22 protein-coding genes and 1 tRNA gene are annotated in these 19,129 nt (G+C 62.6%); 12 read left to right on the top strand and 11 right to left on the bottom strand.

What is annotated here, in order from left to right; translation table 11 throughout:
* Window positions 1–173: 173 nt before the first annotated feature.
* The 7 genes from asd to HGQ17_RS03160 all read right to left on the bottom strand — a co-directional run bounded on the left by asd (window position 174) and on the right by HGQ17_RS03160 (window position 6,354).
* Complete coding sequence (gene asd / locus HGQ17_RS03130; RefSeq protein WP_211090400.1) at window positions 174–1,376, bottom strand: aspartate-semialdehyde dehydrogenase; 1,203 nt, start codon at window positions 1,374–1,376, stop codon at window positions 174–176.
* A 52-nt stretch (window positions 1,377–1,428) separates the two neighbouring features.
* Window positions 1,429–2,178 carry a dihydrofolate reductase gene (locus HGQ17_RS03135; protein ID WP_168886516.1) on the bottom strand — a complete coding sequence of 250 codons (750 nt, stop codon included), beginning with the start codon at window positions 2,176–2,178 and terminating at the stop codon, window positions 1,429–1,431.
* A gap of 4 nt (window positions 2,179–2,182) precedes the next feature.
* Complete coding sequence (locus tag HGQ17_RS03140) at window positions 2,183–2,989, bottom strand: thymidylate synthase (RefSeq protein ID WP_168886517.1); 807 nt, start codon at window positions 2,987–2,989, stop codon at window positions 2,183–2,185.
* A 31-nt stretch (window positions 2,990–3,020) separates the two neighbouring features.
* The gene (locus tag HGQ17_RS03145) at window positions 3,021–3,356 is read right to left on the bottom strand and encodes a GNAT family N-acetyltransferase (RefSeq protein ID WP_168886518.1); all 336 of its coding nucleotides are present in this window, start codon (window positions 3,354–3,356) and stop codon (window positions 3,021–3,023) included.
* 54 nt (window positions 3,357–3,410) lie between these two features.
* The gene (locus tag HGQ17_RS03150; protein WP_324615167.1) at window positions 3,411–4,427 is read right to left on the bottom strand and encodes an NUDIX hydrolase; all 1,017 of its coding nucleotides are present in this window, start codon (window positions 4,425–4,427) and stop codon (window positions 3,411–3,413) included.
* Window positions 4,428–4,600: 173 nt separating this feature from the next.
* A complete protein-coding gene (gene mshD, locus HGQ17_RS03155; protein ID WP_168886519.1) occupies window positions 4,601–5,587 on the bottom strand; it encodes a mycothiol synthase in 987 nt (328 codons plus the stop codon).
* Between the two features lie 62 nt (window positions 5,588–5,649).
* Window positions 5,650–6,354 carry a response regulator transcription factor gene (locus HGQ17_RS03160; RefSeq protein ID WP_168886520.1) on the bottom strand — a complete coding sequence of 235 codons (705 nt, stop codon included), beginning with the start codon at window positions 6,352–6,354 and terminating at the stop codon, window positions 5,650–5,652.
* A 172-nt stretch (window positions 6,355–6,526) separates the two neighbouring features.
* Between HGQ17_RS03160 and HGQ17_RS03165 the strand changes: the two genes are divergently transcribed.
* From HGQ17_RS03165 to ygfZ, 3 genes are read left to right on the top strand one after another with little or no spacing between them, the layout of a single operon-like run.
* Window positions 6,527–7,369 (top strand): hypothetical protein, encoded by an 843-nt coding sequence (locus tag HGQ17_RS03165; RefSeq protein ID WP_168886521.1) that lies wholly within the window; start codon window positions 6,527–6,529, stop codon window positions 7,367–7,369.
* A gap of 35 nt (window positions 7,370–7,404) precedes the next feature.
* Window positions 7,405–7,527, top strand: a complete 123-nt coding sequence (locus HGQ17_RS15470; protein WP_267873132.1) for a hypothetical protein — start codon at window positions 7,405–7,407, stop codon at window positions 7,525–7,527.
* Entirely contained in the window at window positions 7,527–8,756 is a 1,230-nt protein-coding gene (gene ygfZ / locus HGQ17_RS03170; RefSeq protein ID WP_456093927.1) for a CAF17-like 4Fe-4S cluster assembly/insertion protein YgfZ, read from the top strand. Before HGQ17_RS15470 ends, ygfZ begins: the two co-directional genes overlap by 1 nt.
* Window positions 8,757–9,194: 438 nt before the next feature.
* Here ygfZ and HGQ17_RS03175 read toward each other — a convergent pair whose 3' ends face one another.
* The 3 genes from HGQ17_RS03175 to HGQ17_RS03185 all read right to left on the bottom strand — a co-directional run bounded on the left by HGQ17_RS03175 (window position 9,195) and on the right by HGQ17_RS03185 (window position 13,606).
* Complete coding sequence (locus HGQ17_RS03175) at window positions 9,195–11,075, bottom strand: InlB B-repeat-containing protein (protein ID WP_168886522.1); 1,881 nt, start codon at window positions 11,073–11,075, stop codon at window positions 9,195–9,197.
* A 165-nt stretch (window positions 11,076–11,240) separates the two neighbouring features.
* Window positions 11,241–12,272, bottom strand: a complete 1,032-nt coding sequence (locus HGQ17_RS03180) for a 6-phosphofructokinase (protein WP_168886523.1) — start codon at window positions 12,270–12,272, stop codon at window positions 11,241–11,243.
* A 125-nt stretch (window positions 12,273–12,397) separates the two neighbouring features.
* Window positions 12,398–13,606, bottom strand: a complete 1,209-nt coding sequence (locus HGQ17_RS03185; RefSeq protein ID WP_168886524.1) for a pyridoxal phosphate-dependent aminotransferase — start codon at window positions 13,604–13,606, stop codon at window positions 12,398–12,400.
* A 131-nt stretch (window positions 13,607–13,737) separates the two neighbouring features.
* Between HGQ17_RS03185 and HGQ17_RS03190 the strand changes: the two genes are divergently transcribed.
* From HGQ17_RS03190 to rplA, 6 genes are all read left to right on the top strand, one after another.
* Complete coding sequence (locus tag HGQ17_RS03190) at window positions 13,738–14,298, top strand: enterochelin esterase domain-containing protein (RefSeq protein WP_168886525.1); 561 nt, start codon at window positions 13,738–13,740, stop codon at window positions 14,296–14,298.
* A gap of 67 nt (window positions 14,299–14,365) precedes the next feature.
* Window positions 14,366–14,438: transfer RNA gene (locus tag HGQ17_RS03195), tRNA-Trp, on the top strand.
* Window positions 14,439–14,515: 77 nt separating this feature from the next.
* Window positions 14,516–14,782 carry a preprotein translocase subunit SecE gene (gene secE, locus HGQ17_RS03200; protein ID WP_407670739.1) on the top strand — a complete coding sequence of 89 codons (267 nt, stop codon included), beginning with the start codon at window positions 14,516–14,518 and terminating at the stop codon, window positions 14,780–14,782.
* A 56-nt stretch (window positions 14,783–14,838) separates the two neighbouring features.
* Complete coding sequence (gene nusG / locus HGQ17_RS03205; protein ID WP_324615168.1) at window positions 14,839–15,546, top strand: transcription termination/antitermination protein NusG; 708 nt, start codon at window positions 14,839–14,841, stop codon at window positions 15,544–15,546.
* A 152-nt stretch (window positions 15,547–15,698) separates the two neighbouring features.
* Window positions 15,699–16,127: a 50S ribosomal protein L11 gene (gene rplK, locus HGQ17_RS03210; protein ID WP_168886527.1), complete on the top strand. Its 429-nt coding sequence runs from the start codon at window positions 15,699–15,701 to the stop codon at window positions 16,125–16,127.
* 102 nt (window positions 16,128–16,229) lie between these two features.
* Window positions 16,230–16,937, top strand: coding sequence for a 50S ribosomal protein L1 (gene rplA / locus HGQ17_RS03215; RefSeq protein WP_168886528.1), 708 nt, complete (start codon window positions 16,230–16,232; stop codon window positions 16,935–16,937).
* Between the two features lie 231 nt (window positions 16,938–17,168).
* Here the strand turns inward: rplA and HGQ17_RS03220 are convergent, their stop codons facing one another.
* Window positions 17,169–17,330 (bottom strand): hypothetical protein, encoded by a 162-nt coding sequence (locus HGQ17_RS03220; protein WP_168886529.1) that lies wholly within the window; start codon window positions 17,328–17,330, stop codon window positions 17,169–17,171.
* 150 nt (window positions 17,331–17,480) lie between these two features.
* On the opposite strand from HGQ17_RS03220, the gene HGQ17_RS03225 reads away from it, so the two are divergent.
* From HGQ17_RS03225 to rplL, 3 genes are all read left to right on the top strand, one after another.
* Window positions 17,481–17,810: a hypothetical protein gene (locus HGQ17_RS03225; RefSeq protein ID WP_168886530.1), complete on the top strand. Its 330-nt coding sequence runs from the start codon at window positions 17,481–17,483 to the stop codon at window positions 17,808–17,810.
* A gap of 305 nt (window positions 17,811–18,115) precedes the next feature.
* Window positions 18,116–18,637, top strand: a complete 522-nt coding sequence (gene rplJ / locus HGQ17_RS03230; protein ID WP_168886531.1) for a 50S ribosomal protein L10 — start codon at window positions 18,116–18,118, stop codon at window positions 18,635–18,637.
* Between the two features lie 98 nt (window positions 18,638–18,735).
* Window positions 18,736–19,125 carry a 50S ribosomal protein L7/L12 gene (rplL, locus tag HGQ17_RS03235; protein ID WP_168886532.1) on the top strand — a complete coding sequence of 130 codons (390 nt, stop codon included), beginning with the start codon at window positions 18,736–18,738 and terminating at the stop codon, window positions 19,123–19,125.
* Window positions 19,126–19,129: the final 4 nt, after the last annotated feature.

Raw genomic sequence — 19,129 nt, forward strand, 5'->3', positions numbered from 1 at the left:
TAGGGTCCGCGACTGTGCAGGTCAGAGAGGGGTTCTGGGGGTTCTGGAGTTCGTCGATACTGCTGATGGCCTTATTCCATAAGGCGAAAAAGGGCCCCGGTGCTCCATGGGGAACACCGGGGCCCTGGCTAAGAATGTGAGTTATACCATAGGAAAAAGGCCCTGTGGGCGGCTCAGAGCTTGTCGAGGGTGATCAGCAGCATGCGGCGCAGCGGTTCGGCGGCACCCCAGAGCAGCTGGTCACCAATGGTGAAGGCGCTGATGTACTCCGGGCCCATTTCTAGCTTGCGGATCCGGCCCACCGGGATGGTCAGCTCACCAGTGGCTGCCACGGGAGTGAGGTGCTCCATAGTGGCTTCCTTCTCATTGGGAACCACCTTGGCCCAATCCGAGCCCTCGGCGATGATCTTTTCGATCTCATCCACCGAGAGGTCCTCACGCAGCTTCAGGGTCAGGGCCTGGGAATGGGAACGCAGGGCGCCGACTCGCACGCACAGGGACTCAAAGGGGATTGCGCCGCCGCGGCGCTCCACGCCCGGGGCCAGGTTATCGCCGCGGCCGAGGATCTTATTGGTCTCAACCCCGCCCTTCCACTCTTCCTTGGCGGTGCCATTGCCGAGGTCGGCATCGATCCAAGGAATCAGTGAACCGGCCAGCGGAACGCCGAACTGGGAAGCATCCAGTTCCCCACGCTGGGCTGCCAGGACCTTACGGTCGATCTCCAGGATCGCGCTAGCCGGATCAGCCAGCTCATCAGCCACCGTTCCGTGCAGAGCGCCGAACTGGTTCAGCAGCTCCCGCATATGCTGGGCGCCACCCCCAGAGGCCGCCTGGTAGGTCATGGCGGTGCCCCATTCAACGAGGTCGTTCTTGAACAGTCCGCCCAGACCCATCAGCATGCAGCTGACCGTGCAGTTGCCGCCGACGAACTCATTGACCCCGGCAGCCAGGCCGGCGTCGATGACGTCCCGGTTGATGGGGTCCAGCACGATGATCGAGGACTCCGACATCCGCAGTGAGGAGGCCGCGTCGATCCAGATGCCGTTCCAGCCGGCCTCGCGCAGTTTGGGGTAGACCTCCTTGGTGTAGTCCCCACCCTGCATGGTCACGATGATCGGCAGTTTCGCCAGGGTCTCAATATCGTAGGCGTCCTGCAGCTCCGCGGTCTCCGGGGTCGCGCCCTGGAACTCAGGGGCGGGCTTGCCGGCAGCGGAGGTGGAGAAGAACACCGGGTTGAAGTGGGCGAAGTCGCCCTCATCAACGAAGCGCTGCATCAGCACGGAGCCGACCATTCCTCGCCAGCCGATCAGGCCCACGGAACGGGACTCACCGGCGGCAGCGGACAGAGCAGAGGTTTCAGCAGAAGCAGAAGTCATGGACTCTAGCCTAACGAGTTTCGCCGGGCTCTGGTCAGGGCTCCCGTCCCGATCAGCGGCGGCGAGGCTTGCGCACCAGAATCACAATGCCCCAGATCACAATCAGCAGCAGCAGAACATTGAGGACCACACCGGTCACCAAATACGCCGTATCCCCAGAGCGCTCCTCGGTGGCCCGATTGCCCGCGGCCGATGCCAGAAAGAGGAATGAGCCCAGCACGATCATCAAGATCGCGGCGACCTTGGACCCCCGGGATTTCTTCAAACCGCGACGGCGATAAGTGTTGAAGCGGTAACGCAGTCCGGTCTGGGAGGTTTCCCACTCCGGAGCCGGTTCGGCCTGCTCCCACTTGTCCGCGTTCAGCTGCGGGGCGTAGGTATCACCTGGGGCAGGGGTTTCAATAGTGGTAACCGAGGCGATATCAATGAGGTCCTTCTCCACGGCCTCGGCGTAGATGGCCCCGCCGCCCATGATCCACACCATTGGATCGGGCCCGCTTGCCTGGGCAGACCCCAGTTCAATAGCCTCTTCCAATGAGGAGGCCGTCATCGCACCGGCGGACTGCAGTTCGGTGGCGCGGTCGGCGTCGCGCGTGATGACGATATTGATCCGCTTCGGCAGGGGCCGGAACTGCTCGGGCAGGGACTCCCAGGTTTTGCGTCCCATAATCACCGGTGAGCCGGCGGTGGTCTCTTTGAAATGGGTGAGGTCCTCCGGTACATGCCAGGGCATCTGCCCATCGGCTCCGATGACACCCTCAGGTGTCTGGGCCCAAATGGCACCGATCAGGGTCTCGCTCATACGTTCAGACAGCCACCTTTGCCTTGATCGTCGGATGCGGATCGTAGTTGAGGACCTCGAAGTCCTCGTAGTCGTAGTCAAAGATGGATTCCGGCTGCCGATTGATGCGCAGCTGCGGGTAGGGGCGGGCCTCGCGGCTGAGCTGCTCACGGACCTGCTCGAGGTGGTTGTCGTAGATATGGCAGTCCCCACCGGACCAGATGAACTCGCCAGGTTCCAGGCCGACCTGCTGGGCGATCATCATGGTCAGCAGCGAGTAGCTGGCGATATTGAAGGGAACCCCGAGGAACATATCGGCGCTGCGCTGGTAAAGCTGGCAGGACAGCTTGCCGTCGGCCACATAGAACTGGAAGAGGATGTGACAGGGCGGCAGGTTCATCTCGCTGACCTGCCCGGGGTTCCAGGCGGTGACCACATGGCGGCGGGAGTCCGGGTTGGCTTTGAGCTGCTCGACCAGCTGGGCGATCTGGTCAACTTCCTCACCATTGGGAGTGGGCCAAGAGCGCCACTGGACTCCATAGACGGGTCCGAGATCGCCGTTCTCATCAGCCCATTCGTTCCAGATTCGCACGCCGCGTTCCTGCAGCCAGCGCACATTGGAATCTCCGCGCAGGAACCACAGCAGTTCCAGGGCGACGGCTTTGAAATACACCCGTTTGGTGGTGATCAGCGGAAAGGACTCAGAGAGGTCGTAGCGGATCTGCCGCCCGAAGACACTGCGGGTACCGGTGCCAGTCCGGTCGGTTTTCTGCGCACCATTGGCGAGTACATCAGCGAGCAGGTCTTCATAGGGCGTGGGAGTTGACGTCACGCCGCTTAGTGTAGCTACTTCGGCTGAGCGCTCAGGCTAAGAGCGCCTGGTGTTTACGGTATTCGGGGTAACGAGTCAGGAACTGGTCGATATAGGTGCATTCGGAGGTGAAGCGTTTGCCCTCGGCGGCCAGATGATCCAGCAGCAGAGTGACCAGGGCGCGTGCGTAGCCCTTGCGGCCGAAGCGCTCGTTGACGATCGTGTGCATCAGCAGCCAGACCGGCTCGCCGCCGATAGTCTCCTCCGCATAGCCGATGAACCCGATAAAGGTGCGCTCGCCGTCGATGACGTCCCACAGTTCGGCCCGGCAACGATCGGTGTCGAGGACCAGCTCAGCCTGCGGGTGGACGTTCTTCTGCTCACTCATGTGCCAACCTTACCGTTGAGGTATGACATACGTCACCCACGGGTGGGATTGGTCTCAGTCTTCGTAGGGTTCGTAGATCTCCAGTGAGACCACCTCGCCGCCGCGGTCCACCGCCTGCTGGGCGACGACGACGGCCCCAGGCTTCAGATATGGATCCTCCCGCGGCAGTGCGGCACCGATCTCGCGGTCTTTGACCCAGCGGGCCAGTTCCCCGAGGACAATCGGCAGCACTGGACGGTGGGTGCAGATCAGCGATGGCTGGGTCCACTCCAAGGACTTCCGCACCCGGGCGACGGTCTTGCCGGGGGCCTGCCGGGCGCGCTTCTCGGTCAGCGGCTTGCGGTACTTGATCCGGTGCCGGTGTTTCTTCACATAGGGGGCGATGGTCTCCGCGCAGCGCTTCCAAGGGCTGGAGTGCACCTGGCGGGGCCGCCAGGCGGCGAGCAGCCGCTCCACTGCCTTGGCCTGGCGCTTGCCTGTGGCCGCCAGAGGCCGTTCAGACTCAGCCTTGGACCAGGATGAGCGCGGCTTGGCTTTGGCATGGCGCAGCACAATGAACGGCACCGTATTGAGGCTGTTGTGCTCATGCAGCCTCTCCACCTCGGCCAATGGTTCGGCATCGCCCTCATTGGTCAGCAGGTCGCGAGCCTCCTCAGGGGTGACCCACCTGACCTCGTCAGTCTCCTCACCATCGGGCTCCGCGGTGCCGTCGAGCACCTGGGCGGCCCAGTACCAGACAGCCTTGGACCGCGTGACCTCACCCTGTTTGGTGTGCTTGGTGACCTCGTAACGGGTGATCGGCAGGGGGGCACCGAGCCGCACCTTGAGGCGGACCTCCTCGGAAACCTCCCGCACGGCGCATTCGGGGATGGTCTCTGAAGGGTCCAGCTTGCCCTTGGGGAAGGACCAGTCGTCATAGCGGGGGCGGTGGATCAAAAGGACCTGCAGCTCGCCCCTATACAACCGCCAAATAACCGCACCTGCGGCAATGACCTGAGCGTCTATGCCGTCGTCGGCGATTCTGGCGGCGCGGCGGCGCGGAACCTCAGTCATGGACTGCGAAGTGTTCACATCTGAAATCTACCAGTGCTTGTCCCGCGGCCGCGCACATGTCGCGGCCGCTCTCGCTCCGCTTACGCGGAGCTTCGGGCCTAAAGTCGGCACATCGCTGCGCTCGTGCCTCACAGGCTCAGTTGCAGTTCACGCAGAAGCGGAGGGTTCGCACCGGAGGGCACCCGCTTCCATCACGGGGCGTACTGGGTGTCGGTCTTCCAGACCTCGAAGCCCAGCTTCTGATACAGCTTCACGGCCGCCGTATTTCCGGCATCCACGTAAAGGATGACCGCATCCACTCCCTGGCGGCGCAGATGGTCAATACCGGCCACGGTCAGCGCAGCGCCCAGGCCCCGACCCTGTGCCGTGGGGGAGACACCGACGACGTAAACCTCGCCGATATACTCACCGGCATCAGTAGGGATTTTCGTCCAGTGGAAGCCCAGCAGCTCTTCACCGGCGGCGGTGGGCTCCCAGGCCATGAGGAATCCCTCAGCAGAGAACCAATCCTCTGCCTTGCGGGCCTCGAGATCCTCCAGGGTGAGGCTGCCCTGCTCCGGGTGATCGGCGAATGCGGCAGCATTGACCTCCAGCCATCGCTGCTCATCGACACCGGGTTGGAAACTGCGCAGCTGCACACCCTCGGCAAGCTCAGCCTGAGGCAGCTCAACTGAGTTCTCCAACCGCATCACCCACAGCTCCCGCACCGGCTGCCAGCCGAAATTCTCCGCTAGGCGCGGTGCCCCGGGGTGCCCACCATGGGCCCAGGCGCGCTGGGGGTGATCGGATTCAGCCTGCAGCTCCTCGGCCTCCTGCAACGCCTGCCCCAGGTGCGTGGCAATACCGGAGCCGCGGTGGTCGGGGTGGACCACAAGTTCCAGCACGTCAGGCTCTGCCTCGGCAGTCTCAGCACCCTCCTGATCAGAACCGGCGACCACGACGGCGGCCGCAGCCAGAACAGGATCACCAGATTCCGGGGTCACCCAGGCATAAGCAGTTGTGGCATTGCCTTTGCTGAGCTCCACCCAGGTCTGATCACCGAAGGGCGGGGCTCCATCAGCATCCTGGGCCGCAGAGGCCAGCTGGCGCAGTGCGCGCTGCTGCGGGGTATCCGGGGCGCCCCGGAGCAGATCAATGGTGAGATCCTGGTCGTCTTCAGCAAGGTGTTGATCAGTCACAGCCCCAGGGTAGCGTGACGCAGTGCGCCTCGGATATAGCCGAAGCCTATGGGTCCGGTGTCTCAGGCAGCGCTGATGCTGCCGTTGTCCTCATCCTCGGACTCCGGGGTCTCCGCCCCCTCGGCCAGCAGCCGGTAGCCGACATTGCGGACCGTGCCGATCAGGGATTCATGTTCGGGTCCGAGCTTGGAGCGCAGGCGTCGAATATGCACATCCACTGTTCGGGTACCACCGAAGTAGTCATAGCCCCAGACATCGTGCAGCAGCCGGTCGCGGGTGAAGACCTGACCCGGGTGCAGAGCCAGATGCTTCAGCAGCTCGAACTCCTTATAGGTCAGGTTCAGCAGCTTGCCGTGGATAGTGGCCATATAGGTGGTCTCATCGATCACGATCGCACCGGCGCGGATCTCCCCGGCAGGGGCTTCATCCTCGGCTTCGACTGCGGCCATGCGGACTCGCGCATCCACCTCACCGGGGGAGGCGGTGGTCAGCACGAAGTCATCGGCCTGCCAGGTCTCATTGAGTGTGGCCAGGCCGCTCTCGGAGACCACAACGATCACCGGGGAGAGCATCGAGGACTTCACCAGCTGGCACAGTGAGCGGGCGTGGGCCAGATTGCTACGAGCATCGATCAGCGTGATGTCGGCATTCGGTGCGCGCACAATGGAGGCCGCCTCGGCGGGAAAGGGACGTACTCGGTGGTTGAGCAGCTCCAGAGACGGCAGGGTGTCTTCCGGGGCATCAGAGAGCAGCAGCACCTGAGCCATCCGTGCATCCTCCCTCAGTTGACGTAGTCATCAAGTGTCGCACTCAGCCGGTTTCGGCACACGGAATTACAGCGTGAGATGCATCATGCACTGCAACTTTTCCGCATTATGAAAAGCGATTGAGTGAACGTAGTGAGTATAGCCATCTTCATGGCTCTGGCAGGATGGAGGAGTGAAATACTCGCCTGTCGCCCTGGCCGCCGTCGTCGCTGCTGCCGCTCTAGCAGGCGCCTCCTGGCTGGGAGTCGCCGCGATGACAGTGGTGGTCTGCGCCCTCTGCCTGGTGGTGGCATTGGGCTGGCCACAGCTGATGGGGGTCACTGCCCGGAAGTCACTTTCGGCGGTGATTCTGACCACCGGTGTGGTGGCCGCGGTAGGCGCCGGGATTGTTACCAAAGTGGAGAGCCTCTTCTTTTGGTCATCTGTGGCATTGGCCTTCGGGGTGATGATCGTATTCATCATTCAGGTCCTGCGCGGTTCGGAACGTCCCCATCGCCTGGAATCCACCCTGGGTGCCTGCGCTGGTGTAGTTATTACGACGACGGCAGCTGGCTGGGTCGCCGGACTGCGCTATCCGGCAGGTATGGCAGGAACTGATGAGGGCGATGGTCTGGGCATGCTGCGCGTGCGCGGACTCTTCCCCTATGAGGACTGGGAGGTCCTGGGGGTCACCGGCCCCGGTGGTGAACTGTCCGTAGTCGCCCTGGCGGCCTTCAGCCTGCTGGCCGGCTGTGCAGTGGCCTGTCTGCCGGTGCGCGACCGGATCGTGCTGCCGCTGATTGTGCTCACCAGCACCCTGGCCGCATTGGGCATCGCACTGCTCTGGGGTGAGCTGACCCTGCTCTTCGCCGGAGTCCTTGGCCTGGCTGCAGGTGTGCTGCTGGCCAGCTTCCGTCGATTCCTGGTGCTGCAGGGCCCGCCCGAGCAGCTGCTCTCCCGACTGGCAGTAGGTGCTGCCCCGATTGCCGGAATGGGCGCTGTCGTCTACTTCACTGAACGGCTGCTGTTCGTCTAGGGAGCGATTCGTTCTCTGAGGTAGGCTTGTCTGTTATGAGCGACGCACAGATTCTTGCGCTGGAGATTTTCTTCATCGGCCTCCTGGTCTCGGCCGTGCTGGTCATCGGTTGGATCAGCTTTGTTGTGCTCTCCCGTCTGTTCAAAGGACAGCGCTGATCACTACCCCTAGTATCTCGCCGCTGCTGAACCGGCCTGGCGCCGTAGCCGGCGCGGGCATTGATGCTGGTGTAGCCGCCCATTACGGCCAGCCGGTTCCCGAACAGCGTGCCCTGGAGACCGGGAAGGCCCTTGTGGACCTCTCCAACCGGTCGGTGGTCACCGTCACCGGACCCGACCGGCTGTCCTGGCTGACGACCCTGTCCTCCCAGGAAGTGGCTTCCCTGAAGCCGGGGGAGTCCTCCGAACTGCTGCTGCTGGACATCTCAGGGCGGATTGAACAGGCACCTGCCATCACTGACGATGGTGAGACCGCCTGGCTGATCACGGAAGCCTCACACGGTGCTGCACTGGCCCAGTGGCTGGACTCCATGAAGTTCATGCTCCGGGTCGAGATCACCGACCGGACTGAGGAATACGCCGTAGTCGGCAGCACCGCCCCCCTACCCCCAGAAGCCCTGGGCGAGCTGACCCCCGTGGTCTGGCAGGACCCCTGGCCCCAGCTGGGCGTGGGCGCTGAATCATATGCCGCGGTGGCCGAGGAAGACCACCCAGGGCAGGACTACAGCTGGCAGCTGACCATCCTGCCGCGTCAACAGCTTGAGGCCGTCGTCGCCGGCTGTGAGGACCAGGGCTGGAAAGTAGCCGGATCCCTGGCAGCTGAGGCGCTGCGAGTTGCCGCCTGGCGCCCGCGGTTGGCCAGCGAGGTCGATGCCAAGGCGATCCCGCACGAGCTGGACCTCATCCGCACCGCAGTGCATCTGAGCAAGGGCTGCTATAAGGGTCAGGAGACCATCGCCCGGGTGCATAACCTGGGCCACCCGCCACGGCGTCTGGTCTTCCTGCACCTGGACGGTTCCGAGCACACGCTGCCGGCACCGGGATCCGATGTGCTGGCGCCCAAGGACCCCAGCGACCGCGATTCGCTGGCCGGTGAGCGTGCCGTCGGTGTGGTGACCTCAGTGGCCCGCCACCATGAGGCTGGGCCGATTGCCCTGGCCCTGGTCAAACGCAAGGTCGATACCGAGGCGACTCTGGTGGTCCGGGATATCCCGGAGCAGACAGAGCACGACGACGCCGACAGCGCCGAGGAGCAGGCAGCCGCCGAGGAAGAGGCACAGGAGCCGACTCCGGTGTACTACGCGGCCTCCCAGGAGCTCATCGTCCGTCCTGATGCCGGCCAGAAGGTCGGCCGCCCCAAGGGCGACTTCGTGCGCAAACCCCGCTGAGCCTCCGTCAGCCCGCCAGACAGACGACTGGCTACTCTCCCACGGGTGATTTCTCGCGTGAAGCCCGTTGAGCAAGCCTGAGCTCTCCCTGAGCATGTCTCAGCGGGCCCAACCCTTGTAGCCCACTACTTGTCGTGGGGTTATTGGGATGCCGCATACCTATAAGGACGCGAAAGGCCAACAACCCCACGACCACCGGCCGCATTTGGGCCCCCGATGGTGAACCTCTCCCCATTTGGTCTGCCGTGGTCGGTCTCCAAGCGCGGTCCCCACATTTGTCGTAGGGTTTTGCACTCTTCATAGGCTTATATCCCTACGAAGAGTGCAAAACCCTACGAACTTCTTTGGGGTAGGAGGAAGGGCCTAGATAAGGTCCCAGACATAGTTGAAGGCCCGGACCCCAATGGGGCCCGGGCCTTCAACTGTCAGCGGGTCAGATCAGGCGATTTCCTGAGGCCGCATCCGAGCGATGATCAGTGCCATCGTGCCGAAGCTCACTGCAGCCAGTGCCAGCAGTGCCAGGATGATTGCTCCCTGGATGGTACCGGTTGCTGCGAGATCTTCTTCATCGGACACATCATCACCTGCGGGTCCGGCACCTGCATCCTCAGGCTCCAGCACGGTGATGGTCGCAGTGGCCGCGTCACCGGTCTCCGGTGTGGCGGTCAGCGTGTACTCACCGGGCTCGAGGTCCTCGGGGATGGTGACCGTAGCGCTGAGTGTGCCCCCGGAGTCGGCTTCAGCAGAGCCGAGCTCGGGGTTCAGGCTGAACTCCACGGACTCCCCGGCAGGGAAGCCTTCACCCTCGATGGAGAGGTCGTCACCGGCCCGCACCTCGTCGACGTCGACAGTGATGCTCGGGGCAACAGTGTCGTCATCATCTGAGGGCGGAGGGGTGTCGTCATCGTCCGAGGGTGGGGGAGTGCCGTCATCTGAAGGCGGCGGCGTATCGTCGTCGTCAGATGGCGGCGGTGTGGTGTCGTCGTCATCATCATCGTCTTCTTCGATGTGGGAGAAGCTCCACTCCGCATCGGTGCCCTCGGGGAAGGTGTACCCCTCAGCAGGCTCCGCGGTGACGGTCAGGCCGTCCTCGGGAACGCTGTGCTCACCGGGCTCCGGGAAGTACAGCACGCCCTCAACCTCGGGGACCACGACAGTGTTGCCGTCCTGGCTGGGAGCCTCAGGCTCCACCTCTACCAGTTCGGGCTCACTGTCGATGTAGTTGAAGGTCCAGCTGGTGGTGGCGTCCTCGGGGAATTCGTAGCCCTCGGCGGGGGTGGCCTCGATGGTGAGACCTTCCTCGGGGATGTCTACAGTTCCCTCAGCGGAGTACTCCACGCCCTCGACCTCGGGGACAGTCACAGAGTTACCGTCCTGGGCCGGTGCGACCGGGGTGGCCATCTCGGGTGTGGGCTCCTCCGGGGTGTAGTCGAAGTGCCACTCGTCCTGAGCTCCGTCGAAGGTGTAACCATCCTCCGGCTCTGCGGTGACGGTCAGTCCCTCCTCAGGAATATCGTGGACGCCAGTACCGGTGCTCCAGGAGATGCCTTCCTGATCAGCGATGTAGATCCGGTTGGCCTCAGGGTTGTGCTCGGGCTCGATCGGAGTGACAACCTCAGGCGGAGCCTCCAGGGCCAGTTCCACGGACTGCTCACCCATTAGAATATTGCCGTCGTCCTGGACGAGAGTTGCCGTCAGGGTTGCCCCCTCATCGGCAGCCTCCCATGGATCCGGCTCCAATGCCTCGGCGGGGATCGCAGTCTGATCCAGGGTTACCACGCCGTCCTCGGGGACTGTGACCTGAGTATCGGACTCATCGGGCCAGGTGACGAACGTGCGCTGGTCAGTAATCTCAGCGTCGAACCAGAGAGCGGACTCCACGGTCTCACCGGCTATGTCCTCGAGGCCGGAGATCGTGATGGTGAAGTCGGATTCCGGAATGATGACCTCGGGATCGATGCTGAGCTCCGGGTCAATCGCCCATGGGTCGAACTCGAAGTCCCATTCGGTGATGGCACCGTGCTGGAACTCGTAGCCCTCGTTGGCCTCAGCAGTAACGGTGAAGCCCTCCATCGGAACCGGGAGTTCGCCGGCTTCAGCCTGCTCACCATTGACAAAATAGGTGATTCCCTCAACTTCCGGGATCTCGATAGTGTTCCCGGTCTGCTCCGGAGCGTTGACGCCGATCACCTGCGGATTGTCCTCCAGAGTGATGGTGACCGCTTCCATGGTCGTGGAGGCTATTGCCTCCTCGGAATAATCGTAGAGCTCAACCGTGACATCACCGGGGTTGATGTGCTGCTCGAATGCGCCCCACACGGGGTCATCGGCAGCAGCCAGAGTGAGTTCCTCACTGAAACGGTGCTGATGCTGAAAAGTTACGTTTCTGTGATCGGAGTCTCTATAGCCCCATGTCGGACACGGTCTAGCCAAAAGTCGTAAATGTCACAAACCGCACAGGGAAAGCACAGATTTCCGGGAGTTTCACCGGCCGAAGAGAATTTTTGCTTCCTCGTAACGCTCAGTGGGAACTTCTTTGAGTCCGTCCAGAGCTGCGCTGAGATCCACCTTGACGATCTCAGTGCCACGCAGGGCAGCCATATGACCCCAGGCCTCTTCGTGGACCAGATCCAGGGCCCTCATGCCGAACCGGGTGGCCAAGACCCGGTCATAGCCGGTGGGGTTACCCCCGCGCTGAATATGCCCCAGGGTCGTATTACGAGTTTCGATACCGGTGCGCTCTTCGATCTGGGTGGTGATGAACTCCCCGATGCCGCCCAGCCGCGGACGACCATCGGCCTCGGTGCCCTTATCTGCCAGGGCTTCTTCGGCACCTTCAGGAATGAAGCCCTCGGCGACGACGACCAGCGGAGACCGGCCACGGGAATGCACCTGCTCGGTCCACTCGCAGATCTCATCGAGGCTCAGCCGCTGTTCCGGGATGAGGATCGCGTGTGCACCGGCGGCCATTCCGGAGTGCAGGGCAATCCAACCGACATGCCGGCCCATGACCTCGGCGACCATGCAGCGGTGGTGGGATTCGCCGGTGGTGCGCAGCCGGTCCATGGCGTCGGTGGCGATAGAGACCGCAGTATCAAAACCGAAGGTGTAGTCGGTGGCACGCAGGTCGTTGTCGATGGTCTTGGGCACACCCACTACCGGCACGCCATCATCGGCCAGGCGCTTGGCCCCGGCCAGAGTCCCCTCACCGCCGATGGCGATCACGGCATCGATATCGTGCCGCTTCATCTGTTTGAGGATGTTCTCGGGCCCACCCTCGGGGTGGTTATAGGGGTGGGTGCGGGAGGTGCCCAGGATAGTGCCACCCTCGCGGGCGATACCGCGCACATCGTGGCGGGTCAGCTCGGTGTAGTCGGCCTCGATAAGACCTTTCCAGCCCGCTTTGAGGCCGACGAACTCATCCCGGTAGCTCTTCACACCGTGCAGTACGGCCGAGCGGATCACGGCATTGAGTCCCGGGCAGTCGCCCCCGGAGGTCAGCAGTCCGATGCGCATGGATGCCTCACTTCCTTCTCGTTCACGAAAAAACGTTTCAGGTCCTGACATCCTCGGCAGGTATCTGCAGCGCTAGTCTACGCAGTCGGCGGCGTCGTCGTCTGCTTGGCTCAGGCTGGTGTGGGTCAGCTCTTGCTGCCCAGCAGCTTCTCGATCCGGTCGATTCCTGCTGCCAGATCCTCATCACCCAGGGCGTAGGACAGCCGGAGGTAACCGGAGGGGCCGAAGGCCTCACCGGGGACGACGGCGACTTTGGCCTCTTCGAGAATGATCTCGGCCAGCTCGGTGGTCGTCTCGGGGGTGCGCCCGGCAATCGGTTGTCCCAGAGCGCCGCGGGCATCCACATAGGCGTAGAAGGCGCCCTTGGGCACTGGGGTTTCGAAGCCGGCGACCCGGTTGAGCTTCTCAACGATGGTCTTGCGCCGGCGGTCGAAGGCCTCCCGCATGGCATCGATCGGCTCCGTGGGGCCGGTGATCGCCGCCAGGGCAGCCCGCTGGGACACATTGGCCACATTCGAGGTCAGATGGGTCTGCAGTGTTGTGGCGGCCTTGATGACATCAGCAGGACCGGTCATCCAGCCGACTCGCCAGCCGGTCATCGCGAAGGATTTGGCCACACCGGAGAGGATGACCACCTGATCCGCCAGCTCCGGCAGGGATGCGATGGAGGTGAAGGGCACGCCGTCGTAGGTCAGGTTCTCGTAGATCTCATCAGTGATGACCCAGATGCCCTTCTCCGCTGCCCACTGGCCGATGGCTCGGGTCTCCTCGGGGGAGTACACAGAACCGGTGGGGTTGGAGGGGGAGACGAACAGCATCGCCTTGGTGCGGTCGGTGACCGCTGCCTCCAACTGCTCCAAGGTGACCTTGAAGTCCTGGTCGGGGCCGGCGAAGACATCCACCATGGACCCGCCGGCAAGTTTGATGGCCTCAGGGTAGGTGGTCCAGTAAGGAGCCGGCACGATGACCTCATCGCCGGGATCCACCAGGGTGGCCAGTGCGGCATAGACCGCCTGCTTGCCACCATTGGTGACCAGCACCTGGGAGGCCTCGACTGCGTAATTGGAGTCGCGGGTGGTCTTCTCGGCGATCGCTTCGCGCAGCTCGGGCAGGCCGGCGGCCGGGGTGTACTTGTGGTTCTTGGGATCCCTGGCCGCTTCGACAGCAGCCTCGACAATATGATCCGGGGTCGGGAAATCCGGTTCGCCCGAGCCGTAGCCGATCACACCCTCCCCGGCGGCCTTGAGGGCCTTCGCCTTGGCATCCACCTTCATCGTGGCGGATTCTGCGATCGACCCGATGCGTGTGGAGATCCTGCGGGAGGGGAGCGGCATAGTGACGGCGTCCTTTCTGGCGCTGGCGCAGTGAAAATGTGGTTGTCTCCAGCCTATCGGGGTCCGGCAGTTTCCGCTGGGGGAGAGGGGATTGCGCTGACCACGGGGTACTGGGATAAGATAATAGAGCTATGAACTATTTGAGTGAGGCCGGTCTGGATGGTTCAGGAGGTGCTGGGGTGTCCTATCCGGGATCCGGTGTCGGTGTGAACCCTGGGCAGGGGCCTGCTCCCAACAGTCAGCCCCGGCGAGTTCCGGTGCCGAAACTGCCGCTGCACTGGCGTGCCCACCACTGGCCGATCATCCAGCAGGACGTAGAGGGGTCCGACGCCGTCGTCGTGACTTTCCTGCGCAAGGCACCGGGGGTCCACACTGTTCTGCTTTACATCGACTGCCTCACCGATGCCACCCAGCCCAGCCGCTCGGAGATGGAATACCTCGGCGATGGGATCTTCGCGATGAGCTACCAGGTTCCCCGTGGATGGCGGGCTGGTTACAGCTTCTACGAATGCGCTGGGTTCTGTGTTCCCTGGCGCGTGGACGCCGACTGTCCGCTGGATTCTCTGATCGACCGTTCGCAGACAGATCCGCGCAATCGAATGGGCTGCCAGGACCCCCAGGGTCGCCGTCTTTCCCTGGTCGAAGCCCTCCCGGAGTCCGGAGAATTGGCATCCCGGCCCCTGGCGGCGTAGACTGAATGGCCGGTGTCTAGAACACCTCTACTGGGCGTGCCATCGTGCAACCACGGATCGCGTCCATAGGGCAGTGGCGCAATTGGTAGCGCAACGGTCTCCAAAACCGTAGGTTGCAGGTTCGAGTCCTGTCTGCCCTGCTAGGACGCCGCTTCGGCGGCGCCTCCTAACGCTGAACACTCTTGTGGAAAACGCAAGCTGAGCAGATGGAGTCTTCGTGTCCCAGACACCAGTGACCGACGCCGACGGATCATCTGGCGGCGGTTCGCGCCCGAAGAACCCCTTTGCCAGGATCTGGCTGTTCCTCAAGCAGGTGTTCGATGAGCTGAGGAAGGTCATCGTTCCCACCCGGCGGGAACTGTTGAACTACACCTTGGTCGTCCTGTTCTTCGTGCTGATCGTGATCGGTATCGTCTCAGGGCTCGACTGGATCTTCAGCAACGCCGCAGATCTGATCTTCGGCGGCGGAGCCGGGCCCGAATAACTGACCGCTGAAGCCGCAGCCGGCGGCCCATGCATCACCTGATAAGTAGGAGAAACGTGTCTGACCAGGAACTGACGCAGCAGAACGAAGCAGCTGAGGCTGCCCAGGATGCTGCTGAGGAGGAGAAGTCCTACGAGGAGCGTGCCGAGGAGCTGAAGTCCAAGCTCCGCCGCGACCTCGGTGACTGGTACGTCGTGCACACCTACGCCGGCTACGAGAAGCGTGTCAAGACCAATCTTGAGACTCGTATCCAGACCCAGGATATTGAGGACGAGATCTACGAGATCGATGTTCCGATCGAAGAGGTCGTCGAGATCAAGAACACCCAGCGCAAGGTCGTCAACCGGGTTCGTATCCCCGGTTACGTCCTGGTCCGCATGGAGCTCACCGATGAGTCCTGGAACGTAGTGCGCCACACCCCCGGTGTGACCGGCTTCGTGGGCAACGCTCACGACCCCCAGCCGCTGAGCACCGACGAGGTGTTCAATATGCTCGCCGAGCACCGCCTGGGCAAGCCCGGTGAGAAGAAGGTCGAAGTTGTCGAAGGCGAGGACGCCCCGGCAGCTGCTGCACCGGCAGACGATGTCAAGGTCGACTTTGAGGTCGGCGAATCCGTCACCGTTACCGACGGTCCCTTCGCCACCCTGCCGGCCACAATCTCCGAGATCCACGCAGATTCCCGCCAGCTGGTCGTGCTGGTCTCCATCTTCGAGCGTGAGACCCCGGTGACCCTGAACTTCAACCAGGTCGAGAAGATCTACTGATCTTCCGAAGTTCGGACACATACTGAAGACTTCGTCGTCGTGCTCTAGTGCTTTGAGGGAACGACGACGGCACGAGCGGCCCGGCCAGGTCCGCTCACCCCTGAAGCCTCGCTCCTGAGGCTTGAGGAACCGCAAGACAGAAAAGGAAAGAGATGGCCCCGAAGAAGAAAGTCGCCGGCCTGATCAAGCTGCAGATCCAGGCAGGTGCCGCTAACCCGGCACCGCCGATCGGTCCTGCTCTCGGTCAGCACGGCGTGAACATCATGGAGTTCTGCAAGGCCTACAACGCTGCGACTGAGAACCAGCGCGGCAATGTTGTGCCTGTGGAGATCACGGTCTACGAAGACCGCTCCTTCACCTTCATCACCAAGACTCCGCCGGCCGCTGAGCTGATCAAGAAGGCTGCGGGTGTGAAGAAGGGCTCCGGCGTTCCGCACACTGACAAGGTCGGCAAGCTGACTCAGGCTCAGGTCGAGGAGATCGCCCAGACCAAGATGGAAGATCTCAACGCCAACGATCTGGAGGCAGCCTCCAAGATCGTCGCCGGCACCGCCCGTTCCATGGGCATCACCGTCGAGTAAGACTCGACCACTACAGAAACATCCAGAAGGTCCGGCTAGGCCGGGCCGGTGGGAAGGGTCGAGCGCGGCCCACGTACCACAACTGCTAAGGAGAAAACGCAGATGGCAAAGCGCAGCAAAGCATATAGGGCAGCAGTCGAGAAGATCGACGCTGACAACCTGTACTCCCCGGCCGAGGCAGTCGCCCTGGCCAAGGAGACCAACCCCTCCAAGACCGACGCCACCGTCGAGGTGGCCCTGCGGCTCTCAGTTGACCCCCGCAAGGCTGACCAGATGGTCCGCGGCACCGTGAACCTGCCCCACGGCACCGGTAAGACTGCCCGCGTGGTCGTCTTCACCCAGGGTGATAACGTGGCCAAGGCCGAAGAGGCCGGTGCTGACCACGTCGGCGGCGACGAGCTGATCGCCAAGGTCGCCGAGGGCTGGACCGACTTCGATGCCGCCGTGGCTTCCCCCGACATGATGGGTAAGGTCGGCCGCCTCGGCAAGGTCCTGGGTCCCCGTAACCTGATGCCGAACCCCAAGACCGGCACTGTGACCCCCGATGTCGCAAAGGCTGTTGGTGAGATCAAGGGCGGAAAGATCGACTTCCGCGTCGACAAGCACTCCAACCTGCACTTCATCATCGGTAAGACCAGCTTCGATCAGAAGCAGCTGGCTGAGAACTACGCAGCCGCTCTGGAAGAGGTCCTGCGCCTGAAGCCCAGCGCTTCCAAGGGCCGCTACATTCAGAAGGCCACCGTCTCCACCACCTTCGGTCCCGGTGTGCCGGTTGACCCCAACGTCACCAAGGTCGTCGTCGACGGCTGATTGAAGGACGACGGCGCAAGCCAAAGTCTCTGAGCAGAGGCCCGGTTCCCAAACAGGGGAGCCGGGCCTTTTGCTATATCCGGAAGCTTTAGGGGCTACTGTGGACACTGCCTGAACACCCGCTAAGTGCCCAGTAACAGCAACTGATCAGGCACTCCGAACACGCCTCATGGAATGTCACGAGTGTGACGCGGCTTTCAAAACGGATGGATCTGGTCTTTCAAAGATGAACTAGCTGTAGTTCCCCTTGAGGTTGTGAACACGCTCTGAGGGCACAGCACCTCCGATGACGATGTCGATCCCGGTGACGACGACGAGGATGACGACGACGTCGACCCCGGGGATGACGATGACGAGGACTACATTCCCGATGACGACTCCGCGGAAGATCATGAGTCCGATATCGTCCAGCTGAGCCTTGACGCTGACTCAGTCGCTGCTGGCGATGAGGTCACCGTCTACGGTGAGGGCTTCGGCGCTGAGGAAGAGGTTGAGATCAGCCTGAACCCGGAGCTGGGCAGCTTCACCACTGACGAAGAGGGCGTGCTCACCGCCGTTGTCACCGTCCCGGAGGACACCGAGCCCGGTGATTACACGCTGACCGCAGTCGGCCAGGACTCCGGTGTTACCGGCGAGGCCGCGCTGACCGTCACTGAACCGGTTGACCCCGGTCCAGTCGGTGACACCGACCCAGGTCCAGCTCCCGGACCTGGCGCTGATGCCAAGGGCCCCCAGGGGGATGAGCTGGCTGCTACCGGTATGACTGCCCGTGATGCGGGTCTGGCTTCCGGTCTGCTTCTGCTGATCGGTGGTGGCCTGGCAGCACTTGGCTACAAGAACCGCATCGGTCACCGCGGGGCTGAGGAAGCCTGAGCCTGATCGGTTTCTGAAGCCGTAAGACACAACGGCGGCGGTACCAGTTGGCCCCTACGGGGTCGATTTGGTGCCGCCGCCGATGTGCATGTAAAGTATTCAATTGACCAAAGACCGCCGGTCGCCGGGTTTCCCGGTTATAAAGATCCCACAGGGATCGTCCTGCGCAGGTGAGATTAAGCCAACTGAACACTATGACCACCATTGATGGTGTTTCCTATGTTCTTCCGTTGTGCCCTGTCTGCCTGTGCAGCAGGGCATTTTTTTTGCCCGCAAGGCGGTCGTAACACATCGGAAGGAGTGCCATGGCGAACCCTGAGAAGGCAGCTGCCGTTGAAGAGCTCAAAGAGCTTTTCAATGAGTCCAGTGCTGCTGTGCTCACGGAATACCGCGGCCTCTCCGTCGGGCAGCTGCAGACTCTGCGGCGTTCGGTGCGGGAGAACGCGAACTACGCCGTGGTGAAGAACACGCTGACCGAGATCGCGGCCAAGGAAGCCGGCATCGATGCCTTCGAAGGCAAGATGGAGGGCCCCTCTGCGATCGCATTCGTCCACGGCGACCCCGTTGACGTTGCAAAGGCTCTGCGTGACTTTGCCAAGGACAACCCTCAGCTCATCGTCAAGGGCGGCTACATGGATGGCAAGCCCCTCGACGAGAGCGAGGTCAAGAAGCTCGCGGATCTTGAATCCCGTGAGGTTCTGCTCGGCAAGCTGGCTGGCGCCTTCATCGGTGCTCAGTCCAAGGCTGCTGCCGTCTTCCAGGCTCCGCTGTCCAAGGCCGTTCGCACGGCTGAGGCACTGCGGGCCAAGCAGGAAGAAGCAGCCTGAGCCTGACCGGGACTCCGGCGGACGCCTCGGAATAAGCGTCCACCACTGACAACACAAGACAAGATCCGCATCAAGCAAGATATTAAGGAGCCAATCTCATGGCTAAGCTGAGCAACGACGAACTGATCGAGCAGTTCAAAGAGATGAGCCTCATCGAGCTCTCCGAGTTCGTGAAGCTGTTCGAGGAGACCTTCGACGTCACCGCTGCCGCTCCGGCTGCTGTGGCTGCTGCCCCCGCTGCAGGCGGCGGCGACGCCGGCGCTGCTGCTGAGGAGCAGACCGAGTTCGACGTCATCCTGGAGGCTGCCGGCGACAAGAAGATCGGCGTCATCAAGGAGGTCCGCGGTCTGACTTCTCTCGGCCTGAAGGAGGCCAAGGAGCTCGTCGACGGCGCTCCCAAGGCCGTCCTCGAGGGCGTGGACAAGGAAGCTGCCGAGAAGGCCAAGGAGGCCCTGGAGGGCGCTGGCGCTTCCGTCACCCTCAAGTGATGAT

The organism is Nesterenkonia sedimenti, from assembly GCF_012641515.1.
Lineage (GTDB): Bacteria > Actinomycetota > Actinomycetes > Actinomycetales > Micrococcaceae > Nesterenkonia > Nesterenkonia sedimenti.